Source organism: Luteibacter aegosomaticola, assembly GCF_023078475.1.
GTDB classification, from domain to species: Bacteria; Pseudomonadota; Gammaproteobacteria; order Xanthomonadales; family Rhodanobacteraceae; genus Luteibacter; species Luteibacter aegosomaticola.
Window position 1 is genome coordinate 4,354,853 of sequence record NZ_CP095741.1, and the last position, 12,648, is coordinate 4,367,500.

Here is a 12,648-nt window from a genome sequence, read left to right on the forward strand (position 1 = left end):
TATGGCACTGAACCTTTCCGCGCCCTTCGTCACGCGCCGCGTCGCGAGCACCCTGCTCGCAGTGGCCCTGGCACTCGCTGGCGTGCTGGCCTTCCGCGCGTTGCCCGTGGCTTCGCTGCCCGAAGTGGAGTTCCCGACGATCGCCGTCACAGCAACGCTGCCTGGTGCGGATCCGGGGACGGTGGCCAGTGCCGTCGCCTTGCCGCTGGAGCGGCAGTTCACGAGCATCGCGGGCATTACCGAAATGACCTCCACGAGCTATGCGGGCTCGGTGCGCATCGTGTTGCAGTTCGACCTGGGCCGCGATATCGATGGCGCCTCGCGCGACGTGCAGGCGGCGATCAACGCCGCGCGTAGCCGCTTGCCGGCCGATCTCTCCGGCAATCCCACCTACCGCAAGGTGAACCCCGCCGAGGCGCCGGTACTCGTATTGGCGCTCACCTCGAAGACTGCCAGCATCGCCCAGATGTACGACGCCGCGTCGACGGTGTTGCAGCAGCGCCTGCTGCAAACCGATGGCGTGGGCGATGTGATGGTCGGTGGTGGTTCTCTCCCGGCCGTGCGCGCCGAACTCGATCCCGACAAGCTCAATCACCACGGTATCGCCCTGGAGGATGTGCGCCAGGTACTCGCCGCGGCGAACGCCAACGGCCCGAAGGGCCAGCTTGATCACGCGGGGCGCTCGGCGGCGGTGGCTGCAAACGATGCGCTGGGCGATGCGGCATCGTTCGCCCCGCTGGTAGTGAGGACAAAGGACGGTGCGCAGGTGCGTCTCGCCGACCTGGGCGAGGTGAGCGATAGCCTGGAGAACCTGCGCAACTGGGGCACCGTCGATGGCGAATCGGCCGTGGCCATCATCATCAGCAAGCGACCCGGCTCCAACGTGGTCGCCACGGTCGAGCGGCTTCGCGCGATGCTGCCGGAGCTTCAGGCATCCATCCCCGCGAACATCCAGCTGCGCCCCGTGCTTGATCGCACCCAGACCATCCGCGCTTCGCTGCACGATGTGGAGCTCACCCTGCTGGTTTCCGTGTTGCTGGTGGTGCTCGTGACGTGGTTTTTTTTCCGCGACTGGCGCGCGACGCTGGTGCCGGCGATCGCGGTGCCACTCTCACTGCTCGGCACGTTTGCCGTGATGTGGGCGCTCGGTTACAGCCTCGATATTCTTTCGCTGATGGCGTTGACCATCGCCACCGGCTTCGTGGTCGACGATGCCATCGTGGTGGTCGAGAACATCATGCGCCACCTCGCCATGGGCAAATCGCGCGTGCAGGCCGCACTGGATGGCGCGGGTGAAGTGGGCTTCACCGTGCTCAGCATCAGCGTCTCGCTGGTGGCCGTGTTCATCCCGTTGCTGTTGATGGGTGGACTGGTCGGCCGCCTGTTCCGCGAGTTTGCCGTGACGCTTTCGGCGGCCATCGTGATCTCCATGCTGGTGTCGCTCACGCTTACGCCGGTGATGAGCGGCATGTTGCTGCGACCCGGTGATGCCACGCATGCCCACGGCGCCCGTGACGATGGCTGGTATGGCCGAAGCCTGCGCACAGCCCTGCGCCACCCACGGACGATGGTGGGCATAACCGTGCTGGCGATGCTGGCGACGGTAGGCCTGATGGTGGCGATACCCAAGGGCTTCTTTCCGCAACAGGACACCGGCCTGCTGATCGGCCAGGTGCTCGCGCCGCAGAATATCTCGTTCGCCGAGATGCAGCGGCGTTTCCAGGGCGTGGCCGAGGCGCTGCGCCGTGATCCCGATGTGGAGAACGTGTTTGGCTTCGTCGGCGGAAGCGGCGTGAACGCAAACAACACCGGCGCCGTCTACATCACGCTGAAGCCACTCGGCGAGCCGCGCAAATCCAGTGCCGCCGCCGTCATGGAACGGGCGCGCCAGCGCTTTGCGAAGGATGCAGGTGTCACCGTCACCCTGCAGGCCATCCAGGATATTGCCGTGGGCGGCAGGCAGACCGCGGCGCAGTACCAGTACACCTTGTCGGCCGCTTCGTCCGGGCAACTCGACGAGGTGATACCACGCGTGGAGGCTGCGATGCGCGCGATGCCGGAACTGGCGGACGTGGCGACCGATCGGCAGGACCGCAGCCTGGGTGCTACCTTGCAGATCGATCGCGAGGCGGCCGCTCGCCTGCATGTGGATATCGCGGCGATCGACCAGGCGTTGTACGACGCGTTTGGCCAGCGCCAGGTATCGACGATGTACAAGGCCCTGAACCAGTACCACGTGGTGATGGCGCTGGCACCGCGGTTCTGGCAATCGCCCGAGGCGCTGCGCAAACTGTATGTGCCGACTAGTACCACGCCGGCGCAGTTGGTGCCGCTCGCTGCGGTCGCGCATTTCAGCACGACGCCGGCCGCCATCGCCATTTCGCACCAGGGCCAGTTTCCTTCGGTCACGCTCTCGTTCAACCTGAAGTCGGGCGCGTCCATCGGCGCCGTTCGCACGAAGATCATGGCTACCGTTGATGGCATGCACCTTCCCCCGGGCGTGCATGCCGGCTTCGGCGGTAGCGCGGGCGCGTTCGCGGAGACGATTCGCACCATGCCGGTGTTGCTGATCGCGGCGCTCGCGGCGGTCTACATCGTGCTCGGCATCCTCTATGAAAGCTTCCGGCACCCGCTGACGGTGCTTTCGACGCTTCCTTCGGCGGGCGCGGGTGCGCTGCTCGCGTTGCTGCTGTGTGGGTACGAGTTCACAGTCATCGCGCTGATCGCGATCATCCTGCTGATCGGCATCGTGAAGAAGAACGCGATCATGATGATCGACTTCGCGCTGGTGGAAGAACGCGAGCACGGTCTCGGCCCGGAAGAAGCGATCTACCGCGCGAGCCTGGCCCGCCTGCGGCCGATCCTCATGACCACGCTTGCCGCCGTGCTCGGCGCCGTGCCGCTGGTCGTCGGCGGCGGCTACGGCTCGGAGTTCCGCCACCCGCTGGGCGTCGCGATTATCGGCGGCCTGCTGTTGAGCCAGTTGCTCACCCTCTACTCCACCCCTGCCATTTACCTATGCATCGAACGCTGGCATCGCCAGCGCGCGCTGCCGGATGCCACGCCATGATCCGTCGCCTGAGTGTTTTTCGTCCCGTCCGATCGTTCGTACCCGTTCGTCCTGCCCTTCCGCGTCGTGCTTCCCTACGCCTTCGTTGTGCGTGCCTGTTCGCCCTGACCGGGCTTTCCGCCTGTACGGTGGGGCCTACTTACCGGCCCCCGGCGCCGGACGTGCCGGCGTCGTTCATGGAGGCGGGCGTGACATGGCAGCGCGTATCGCCAGGCGATACCGCCGTGGGCGATGGTGCGTGGTGGAAGGCGTACGGCGATGCCGAGCTTGACGCTCTCGTGGACCGCGCACTGGCCGCAAACCCGGGCGTCGCGCAGGCCGAAGCGAACTGGCGCCAGGCCGTGGCTGCCGTGGGCGAGGCGCGCGCCGCCGCGATGCCCCAGCTTGGCGTCGGTGCGAGCGGTAGCCGCGGTAGCAACGCGTTGCGCCAGATGGTGCCGGGAGGCATCGATGGGCTGGGGGGTAGCGTCACAACGAGCGTGGCGTTCCAGGCGAATGCGAGCTGGGAGCCCGATCTGTGGGGCGGCGTGCGGCAGCAGGCGCGCGCAAGCCAGGCGACGGCGGATGCGGCGGGTAGCAGGTGGCGTGCGCAGCGGCTGAGCACCGTGGGTACGTTGATCACCACCTATCTTTCGGTTCGCCAGCTCGATATCGATATCGGCTTGCTGGAGCGTCAGGTCACGCTTTACCGGGCGCTACGGGACACCACCGAGGCTGCCCACACTATCGGGACGGCATCGTTCGACGACGTCTTGTCTGCGCGTAATGCGTTGGATCAGGCGACGGTGGCACTTACCACCGCGCGCATCTCGCGCGAGCAGGCCGAGCATGCCGTGGCGGTATTGAGTGGGAGCACGCCTGCAGCGTTTACGCTGGCACCGCGCCCTGCGTACCAGTTCACGGCGCCGCCCGTGCCGGCGAGCGTGCCATCGCAGGTGCTGCGGGCGCGGCCTGATATCGCCGCTGCCGAACGGCAGATGGCTGCGGCGAATGCGCAGATTGGCGTCGCTGTAGCGGCGTGGTTCCCGTCCATGGACCTCACCGCGAGCGGCGGTTACCAGGGCAGCTCCATGTCGCATCTGTTCAGCGCGCCCAACCAGATCTGGTCGCTTGGCCCGGCGCTGGTGGCCAGCGTGTTTGACGGCGGCGCGCGACGCTCACGCGAAGCGCAGGCGCGGGCCGGCTACGATGCCGCTGTCGCCGCCTACCGGCAGACGGTGCTCGGTGCGATGCAGGAAGTCGAAGACGATCTCTCGTCGCTCAACCACCTCGGCGAACAGCGCCGCGTCCAGGAGCAGGTGCAGGCACGCCAGGCCACCCTGCTTTCGAATCGCAAGGCGCAGCAAGCCGCCGGTACCGCCAGCCAGTCGGACGTGCTGACCGACGACATCAGCGACGCCATCGCGACAAAGAACGCCGCCGATGCCCAGGCGCAGGAAGCGATGGCCAGCGTAAAGCTCCGCATCGCCACCGCCGCAAGCGACCTGTAGGAGCGCGCTTGCGCGCGATGGCTGCTACCCTTCTGGCACGCCATGGATTGTTCACGGAGGATGGCATGTTCCGATATCGCATTCAGTTGCTTGCAAGAGGGTTAGCGTTCTTAAGCCTCAGCGCGTTTCCAGTGCTATCGATCGCCGAAGGTGTTCCGGGTGGTTACGCTGGGGTTTGGCGCACGTTGTGTCCGCTGATCGCGGATGGTCATGGGTTTGTCGATTCGGCATCGTGGCATGCGATGTTTCGTTTGCCTGACGGGGACAAACCGCAACGCATCGATCCATGGACGTCGGTGGAAGCTTTTTCTTCAGATGGGGCGTTCCGCTGGGGTACGCGCTTGCAGACGTCTCGTTTCGAGGATGGCAAGACATCGGCGTGGACCGAAGACGCGGGCATTAGTCTGAAGCAGGGTTCCCGATCGGAGCTCAGCGTTAGCGGTACGGATCCCGAAGGCCAGTTGTCTCTCGCGAGTGTCGAAAAGGCGATGGATAAGCTTGGCTTCCGTAAGATTGGCACGGTCGATCCGTATGGGCGCGATAGCGCGTACGTATTTGTTCGCGTCGACGATGCGCATGAGCGCCTGGATGTGCGCTACGAGAAGGGGCCGGAGACCATTGCGCACGTTTCCGGCCTTACGTTGACCGGCTACCGCCGGGACAACTCCTGGACACTCCCGCACGTCGAAGGCGCTTGCAACCTGTAGGCCGAGCTTGCGCGCGATCACACCGGCACGACCTATCGCCGCTGGTAGTGCGAACGAATCCTTCCTCATCGGATGGGATTTACCGCCCCCGTAGGAGCCCACCCTGTGGGCGACATCTTTCGCGGAAGAGCTGCAGACCCTGTGGCGGCTGTACGAAAGGCGTCGCCCACAGGGTGGGCTCCTACGGCTGGGCGCTGGGAGATTGCCGCAGGCGGGATCGCGGGCGAGCTCGCTCCTGCGGCGGCGGTGTCGCAAGATTTTGCTGGATAGGCGGGGCGCCGGGCGCGGCGCTAGACTCGCCCTGGGGAATGGACCACCACACCAGGGGAACAACGCACATGCTTCGTTTGCCGCTCGTTTTCGGCCTGCTCTTTGTCGTGCCTGCGAGTCATGCCGATGATGGCGTGGATACGCCCCGCCTGCAGGCGGGGGATGCCTGGACGTTCCGGGCGACGCTGGAAAAGGGCTCGAAGGTTGAGCACAGCGAATTTGATAGCAAGGTCGCCCGCATCGTCAAAACCTCCATGTACGTCGAGAACTCGCACACCGGCTCGTCGGCGCCGCCGGTCGAGGAGTTGGTGAGTACCGACTGGAGCCATTCGCACGAAGTCAGTGGCAAGCCCGTGCTGGCCGACAAGCCGTTTGCTTTCCCGCTGGCGGAAGGCAAAGCCTGGGATGTGAGTTACACCGCAGCTCACCCGAACCCGATGTACGCCACCGAGACCTGGACCGCGCATTACACGGTGGTTGGATGGGAAGACATCGAGGTGCCCGCGGGCAAGTTCCACGCGCTGAAGGTGGAAGCGGAAGGGACGTGGAGTGGCATGACCACTGGCAAGGCCGATCCGTCGCGGCCGGTCACCGGCCCGGTGGCGCCGCCGCATGAAGCGTCGGGCCGCACGTATCGTGCGCTGTGGTACGTGCCTTCCGCGAAGCGCGCGGTGAAGGAGGTGTTCGAGGAGTTCACGTCGAAAGGCGTGATGGGCGTGCGCCGCACCACCGAGATGGAAGCCGCACACGTTTCAAATTAAAGCGCCCGCCGTTGTAGGAGCGCGCTTGCGCGCGATTCGGGACTGCGGCAAGACCCATCGCGTGCAAGCACGCTCCTACAAGAGCCGTGGACGCTTTAGTTACGGGGTTTGAAGCCCATGGTGGCGTTTACGGCCTGCTTCCAGCCGTCGTACAGGTCGTCGCGGGTGTCCTTGCTCATCTTCGGCTTGAACTCGCGATCCACCGCCCAGCGCTTGGCGATGTCTTCCTTGCTCTTCCAGAAACCGACGGCGAGGCCGGCCAGGTAGGCAGCACCTTGCGCGGTAGTTTCCTGCACCTTCGGGCGGAGCAGCGTGACGTCTAGGATGTCGGCCTGGAACTGCGCCATGAAGTCGTTGGCGATGGCGCCACCGTCGGCGCGCAGTTCCTTCAGGCTGATGCCGGAATCACTCTGCATCGCTTCGAGCACATCGCGGGTCTGGTAGGCCATGGATTCGAGCGCGGCGCGGATGAACTGCTCTTTCGTGGTGCCGCGGCTGAGGCCGAAGATGGCACCGCGTACATCGCTCTTCCAGTACGGCGCGCCGAGACCGACGAACGCCGGTACGAAGTACACGCCATCGTTGTCCTTCGCGCGTTCGGCGTAGTCCTGCGAATCCGCCGCTTTGCCAAGCATGCGCAGGCCATCGCGCAGCCACTGGATGACCGAGCCGGCGACGAAGATGCTGCCTTCCAGCGCGTATTCCACCTTGCCGTCGAGGCCCCACGCGATGGTGGTGAGCAGGCCGTTCTTCGACGGCACCGCCTTCTCGCCGGTGTTCATGAGCATGAAGCAGCCGGTGCCGTAGGTGTTCTTCGCAAGACCCGGTTCGAAACAGGCCTGGCCGAACAGCGCCGCCTGCTGGTCGCCAGCGATACCAGCGATGGGCACTTCGCGGCCGAAGAAATGCTTCGCCTGCGCGTTGCCGTACACCTCGCTGCTCGACTTCACCTCGGGCAACATCGCCTTCGGCACGTTGAGCATCTTCAACAGCTCGTCGTCCCACTTGCGCTCGTAGATGTTGTACATGAGCGTGCGCGAGGCGTTGGTGTAATCGGTGACGTGCACCTTGCCGCCGGTGAGGTTCCAGATGACCCACGTATCGATGGTGCCGAACAGCAGTTCGCCCTTCTCGGCGCGCTCCTGGGCCCCTTCCACGTGATCGAGGATCCAGCGCACCTTGGTACCGGCGAAGTAGGCGTCGATCAGCAGGCCCGTCTTGTCGCGGACCATCTGGTCGTGGCCTTCCTTCTTCAACCGCTCGCAGATGTCGGCGGTCTGGCGCGACTGCCACACGATCGCGTTGTAGATCGGCTGGCCGGTGGCCTTGTCCCACACCACCGCGGTTTCGCGCTGGTTGGTGATGCCGATGCCTTCGATGCAGCTGGCGTCTATACCGGTGCTGCTGACGACCTCGGTCATCGTCGAGAGCACGCTGGTCATGATCTCGCGCGGGTTGTGTTCCACCCAGCCCGGCTGCGGGAAGATCTGGGTGAATTCGCGCTGCGCGGTGCCGGCGATATTGCCGTCGTGATCGAACAGGATGGTGCGCGAGCTGGTCGTGCCCTGGTCGATCGCCAGGATGTACTTCTTGTCCATGGCGGGCCTCGGTTAACGGTTGGGGGAGGAATTGCGCTGGGCTGCCTGGCGCGCTTCTTCGAGCGCACGCTGGCGGGCCGGCAGGAACGGATGGATGAGCAGCTGGTATGCGCCGCCACCGACGACGCCGCCGATCAGCGGACCGACGATGGGCACCCACCAGTAGTTGTCCGGCGACGGCAGGGCCGACGAACCCCAGCCAGCGAAGTAGGCGAAGAGGCGCGGGCCGAAGTCACGGGCGGGATTGATCGCCCAGGCTTCGAGGTAACCCATCGAGGCACCAATGGTGGCAACCAGCAGGCCGATGATCAGCGCGCCGCTGTTGGCGCCCGGCGCGGTCTCGTTGTACTGCTCGGTGATCGCGAAGATGCCGAACAGGAGGAACGCCGTGAGGATGATCTGGTCGGTCAGCGCGTGCATCGGCGTGATGGCCAGGCCCGGGTGGGTGAAGAACACACCGGCGGCACCGCCCGCTTCGCGCGTGAGGTTGTGCGTTTCGTTGAAGTGGTCGATGACCGGCCCGAACAGGGCGTAGACGATCGCCGCGCCGAGGAAGGCACCGATGACCTGGGCGATCCAGTAAGGCACCACCTTCTTCCACGAGAAGTCACGGAACACCGCGAGCGCGAGGGTCACCGCCGGGTTGGCGTGCGTGCCCGACACCGAGGCGGTGGCGTAGATCGCGATGGTGACGGCCAGGCCCCACGCGATACACACGCCCCAATAGGCGTTGAGGTAGGGACTGGGGTCGTAGAGCACGTACATGCATGCTACGGAATCGCCGAATGCGATGATGATGAACATCGCTACGGCTTCTGATATCAGCTCGCCTATGTTTTGCCGCATGATCCGTCTCTCCATCGGTTTCATGGTGGTGGTAGCGCCGTGGCGCTACGGGTTGGTCGTGGTGCCTTTCGGGACACGATGATTCAGGTATTCGGTGAGGCGCTGCACATCCTCGGGGCCGACACGCAAGCCGATCTTGCTACGCCGCCAGAGGATATCCTCGGCCTCCGTTGCCCACTCGTGACGGACCAGGTAATCGACTTCCGCCTGGTAGAGGTCCGAGCCGAAATGGGTGCCGAGGGCTTCGATGCCGTTGGCCTCGCCGAGCAGGTCGCGAGCGCGCGTGCCGTACATGTGGGTGAGACGCCAGGCGAAGGTTTCCGGCAACCACGGGCGCGTGGCGCGCAGGTCGTCAGTGAGCGCGTCGATATCGCGCTCGCCACCGCCGGGTAGCGGACGGGCATCGGCCGTCCACGCGGGCTTGTCGTTGCCCAGCAGCGGCGCGAGTTTGTCGACGGCTTCTTCGGAGAGCTTGCGGAACGTGGTGAGCTTGCCGCCGAACACGTTGAGCAGCGGCGCGCCGCCACCGGTCTGGTCGATATCCAGCAGGTAGTCGCGGGTGACTTCGGAGGCGCTGCCCGCTTCATCCTGAAGGAGCGGGCGTACGCCGCTGTAGCTCCAGACCACGTCCTTCGGGGTGAGCTGCTTCTTGAAGTAGCGGTTGACCGCTTCGCAGAGGTACTGGGTTTCTTCCGCATCGATGACCGGGTGCGACGGGTCGGCCTTGTACTCGATGTCGGTGGTGCCGATCAGGGTGAAGTCGCGCTCATACGGGATGGCGAAGACAATGCGGCGATCGGGCTGCTGGAAGATGTATGCGTAGCGATGGTCGAAGATCTTGGGCACCACGATGTGGCTGCCCTTGATGAGACGCAGGGTGTGGGTGTGCTTCACGTGCGCCACTTCATCAAGGAAGCTGGCAGCCCACGGACCAGCCGCGTTCACCAGTGCGCGCGCGCGGACGAAGTGGCGGGTGCCGTCGCGCTTCTCGAGTTCGGCGATCCAGCCATCCCCATCGCGGCGGGCGCTGATGCATTTGGTATGGGTTTCGATTTTGGCGCCGCGGTGCACGGCATCCATGGCATTCAGCACGACCAGGCGCGCATCCTGCACCCAGGCATCGGAGTAGACGAAGCCCTGGGTGAACTCGGAACGCATCGGCTCGCCGGTGACGTGCTTGGCGAAGCGCACGCGGCGCGAGCCCGGCAGCGTGCGGCGACCACGGCCGAGGTGGTCGTAGAGGAACAGGCCGATACGGATCATCCACGCGGGGCGTAGATGCGGCTGGTGCGGGAGGACGAAGCGTAGCGGCCAGATGATGTGCGGTGCTGCGCGTAGCAGTACCTCGCGCTCGGCGAGCGCTTTGCCCACGAGGGCGAATTCGAACTGTTCGAGATAGCGCAAGCCACCGTGGATCAGTTTGGTTGCCGCACTCGACGTATGCGAGGCCAGGTCATCCCGTTCGCACAACCACACACTGAGGCCACGTCCTACTGCGTCGCGGGCAATGCCCACGCCGTTTACGCCACCGCCAATTACCAGGACATCGACCTGCTCGACCATCACACGCTCCGCTCGGCTAGGGGCGAGAGGTGGCTTGGACGTGAAAGGGATCCAATACGTTCGGGTACGTTCGTTTTTACGAAATCCCACGCGCGTCTTGCGCATTTACGAACATTTCACACCACGAGCCATCACTCGCCTGCGTCAAAGGAGCATATTCGAACACAAACGAACATCGCACGCTGCACTGCAGCGCAAATCCGGCGCTATTCGGCGATGTGGAGTTGGGTTCCGGCGGCGTCGAGTACGGGGATGAGCGGTTCGGGTGGGGTCTTATCGGTGAACCAGGCATCGACGCGGGAGAAATCGCCCAGGCGCACCATGGCATTGCGGCCGATCTTGGTGTGGTCGGCGCCGAGGAAGACCTGGCGCGAGTGGTCGATGATGGTCTGGGCGACGCGGACTTCGTGGAAGTCGAAGTCCAGGAGCGTGCCATCGAGCTCGATGCCCGAGATACCGATGATGCCGTAGTCGACCTTGAACTGGCGGATGAGCTCGATCGTGGCCTCGCCGGTGACGCCGTGGTCACGGCCACGCACTACCCCGCCGGCGACGATGACCTCGAAGGTCGGGTTGTCGCTGAGCAGGATGGCGATATTGAGGTTGTTGGTGATGATGCGCAGGTCGCGGTGCTCGAGCAGCGCGCGGCCGACGCCTTCGTTGGTCGTGCCCAGGTTGATGAATAGCGACGAACCATCGGGGATGTGCCTGGCGATCGCCTGGGCAATGCGGTTCTTTTCCGCGGCCTGCAGAGTCTGGCGTGCGGCGTAAGCGACGTTTTCGATACTGCTGGGCGCACTCACACCGCCGTGGTAGCGGCGGATCAGGCCGCCGTCGGCGAGCAGGTTGAGGTCGCGGCGAATGGTTTGCGGTGCCACGTCGAAATGCGTGGCCAGCTCATCGACCGCCACGAAGCCTTCGCGCTGGACGATCGCGATGAGTTCTTCCTGGCGTCGGTTGAGGCGTAGATCCGTATTCATAGGCTAATCGTAGCCCATTTGTAGGAGCCCACCCTGTGGGCGACGCCGTTCGCGTAGGAGCCCACCCTGTGGGCGACGCCGTTCGCGTAGGAGCCCACCCTGTGGGCGACGCCGTTCGCGGAAGAGCCACAGGGCCTGCGGCGTTATCGCGAAAGATGTCGCCCACAGGGTGGGCTCCTACGGTGCGATTGCGGATGATGTGGCTGCGAATGCGGATTTTGGACAAAGAAAAAACCCGGTCTCAGATGAGACCGGGTTTTTGGGATAAAGCCCCTGGCGGTGACCTACTCTTGCATGGCTTGAGCCACACTACCATCGGCGCATGCGCGTTTCACTTCTGAGTTCGGGATGGGATCAGGTGGTACCACGCCGCTATAGCCGCCAGGGAAGGGGTGGGAGCAGCGCATTGAGCGCCGGCTCCACAGAGGGTGTAAACGAGTGACAAGCGTCCGGGATGAAACGGACCGAGCTTGAAGAGTTAAGACGGTGAAGCGTCTTGGGGTTATATGGTCAAGCCTCACGGCTCATTAGTACACGTAAGCTCAATGCATTGCTGCACTTCCACACCGTGCCTATCAACCACCTAGTCTTGATGGTGCCTTAAGGAGAGTCTAGCTCTCGGGAGATCTCATCTTGAGGCGCGCTTCCCGCTTAGATGCTTTCAGCGGTTATCGCTTCCGTTCGTAGCTACCGGGCAATGCCATGGGCATGACAACCCGAACACCAGCGGAACGTCCACTCCGGTCCTCTCGTACTAGGAGCAGCCCCTCTCAAATCTCCAACGCCCACGACAGATAGGGACCGAACTGTCTCACGACGTTCTGAACCCAGCTCGCGTACCACTTTAAATGGCGAACAGCCATACCCTTGGGACCGGCTACAGCCCCAGGATGTGATGAGCCGACATCGAGGTGCCAAACACCGCCGTCGATATGAACTCTTGGGCGGTATCAGCCTGTTATCCCCGGAGTACCTTTTATCCGTTGAGCGATGGCCCTTCCATACAGAACCACCGGATCACTAAGACCTACTTTCGTACCTGCTTGATCCGTCGATCTCGCAGTCAAGCACGCTTATGCCTTTGCACACAGTGCGCGATGTCCGACCGCGCTGAGCGTACCTTCGTGCTCCTCCGTTACTCTTTGGGAGGAGACCGCCCCAGTCAAACTACCCACCATACACGGTCCCCGATCCGGATTACGGACCTAGGTTAGAACGTCAAGCACTTCAGGGTGGTATTTCAAGGATGGCTCCACCGAAACTAGCGTCTCGGTTTCATAGCCTCCCACCTATCCTACACAGAAGAACTCAACGTTCAGTGTAAAGCTATAGTAAAGGTTCACGGGGTCTTTCCGTCTTGCCG

General features: G+C 64.0%; 8 protein-coding genes and 2 rRNA genes (1 of these 10 running past the window's edge). 4 read left to right on the forward strand and 6 right to left on the reverse strand.

Features of this window, described 5'->3' with window-relative positions; genetic code table 11:
• The first annotated feature begins 1 nt into the window (after position 1).
• The 4 genes from L2Y96_RS19535 to L2Y96_RS19550 all read left to right on the forward strand — a co-directional run bounded on the left by L2Y96_RS19535 (position 2) and on the right by L2Y96_RS19550 (position 6,298).
• Positions 2-3,070 (forward strand): efflux RND transporter permease subunit, encoded by a 3,069-nt coding sequence (locus L2Y96_RS19535; protein ID WP_283248853.1) that lies wholly within the window; start codon positions 2-4, stop codon positions 3,068-3,070.
• Positions 3,067-4,560, forward strand: coding sequence for an efflux transporter outer membrane subunit (locus tag L2Y96_RS19540; RefSeq protein WP_247329578.1), 1,494 nt, complete (start codon positions 3,067-3,069; stop codon positions 4,558-4,560). Before L2Y96_RS19535 ends, L2Y96_RS19540 begins: the two co-directional genes overlap by 4 nt.
• Positions 4,561-4,625: 65 nt before the next feature.
• The gene (locus L2Y96_RS19545) at positions 4,626-5,267 is read left to right on the forward strand and encodes a hypothetical protein (protein WP_247329580.1); all 642 of its coding nucleotides are present in this window, start codon (positions 4,626-4,628) and stop codon (positions 5,265-5,267) included.
• Between the two features lie 338 nt (positions 5,268-5,605).
• On the forward strand, positions 5,606-6,298 hold the full coding sequence (locus L2Y96_RS19550) for a hypothetical protein (RefSeq protein WP_247329581.1): 693 nt from the start codon (positions 5,606-5,608) through the stop codon (positions 6,296-6,298).
• Between the two features lie 95 nt (positions 6,299-6,393).
• On the opposite strand, the gene glpK is transcribed toward L2Y96_RS19550, so the two are convergent.
• The 6 genes from glpK to L2Y96_RS19580 all read right to left on the reverse strand — a co-directional run.
• Positions 6,394-7,896, reverse strand: a complete 1,503-nt coding sequence (gene glpK, locus L2Y96_RS19555) for a glycerol kinase GlpK (RefSeq protein ID WP_247329583.1) — start codon at positions 7,894-7,896, stop codon at positions 6,394-6,396.
• Positions 7,897-7,908: 12 nt separating this feature from the next.
• The gene (locus L2Y96_RS19560) at positions 7,909-8,745 is read right to left on the reverse strand and encodes an MIP/aquaporin family protein (RefSeq protein WP_247337147.1); all 837 of its coding nucleotides are present in this window, start codon (positions 8,743-8,745) and stop codon (positions 7,909-7,911) included.
• A 42-nt stretch (positions 8,746-8,787) separates the two neighbouring features.
• Complete coding sequence (gene glpD, locus L2Y96_RS19565; protein WP_247329585.1) at positions 8,788-10,305, reverse strand: glycerol-3-phosphate dehydrogenase; 1,518 nt, start codon at positions 10,303-10,305, stop codon at positions 8,788-8,790.
• A gap of 206 nt (positions 10,306-10,511) precedes the next feature.
• Positions 10,512-11,285 (reverse strand): DeoR family transcriptional regulator, encoded by a 774-nt coding sequence (locus L2Y96_RS19570; protein ID WP_247329587.1) that lies wholly within the window; start codon positions 11,283-11,285, stop codon positions 10,512-10,514.
• A 271-nt stretch (positions 11,286-11,556) separates the two neighbouring features.
• A 5S ribosomal RNA gene (gene rrf / locus L2Y96_RS19575) occupies positions 11,557-11,671 on the reverse strand.
• A gap of 120 nt (positions 11,672-11,791) precedes the next feature.
• Positions 11,792-12,648: ribosomal RNA gene (locus tag L2Y96_RS19580) — 23S ribosomal RNA — on the reverse strand (it continues 2,028 nt past the right edge of the window).

Coding starts and splice junctions, on each gene's coding strand:
- L2Y96_RS19545 (WP_247329580.1), top strand. CDS start 4,626: ATGTTCCGATATCGCATTCAGTTGCTTGCAAGAGGGTTAGCGTTCTTA.
- L2Y96_RS19570 (WP_247329587.1), bottom strand. CDS start 11,285: ATGAATACGGATCTACGCCTCAACCGACGCCAGGAAGAACTCATCGCG.
- glpK (WP_247329583.1), bottom strand. CDS start 7,896: ATGGACAAGAAGTACATCCTGGCGATCGACCAGGGCACGACCAGCTCG.
- L2Y96_RS19535 (WP_283248853.1), top strand. CDS start 2: ATGGCACTGAACCTTTCCGCGCCCTTCGTCACGCGCCGCGTCGCGAGC.
- L2Y96_RS19540 (WP_247329578.1), top strand. CDS start 3,067: ATGATCCGTCGCCTGAGTGTTTTTCGTCCCGTCCGATCGTTCGTACCC.
- L2Y96_RS19550 (WP_247329581.1), top strand. CDS start 5,606: ATGCTTCGTTTGCCGCTCGTTTTCGGCCTGCTCTTTGTCGTGCCTGCG.
- glpD (WP_247329585.1), bottom strand. CDS start 10,305: ATGGTCGAGCAGGTCGATGTCCTGGTAATTGGCGGTGGCGTAAACGGC.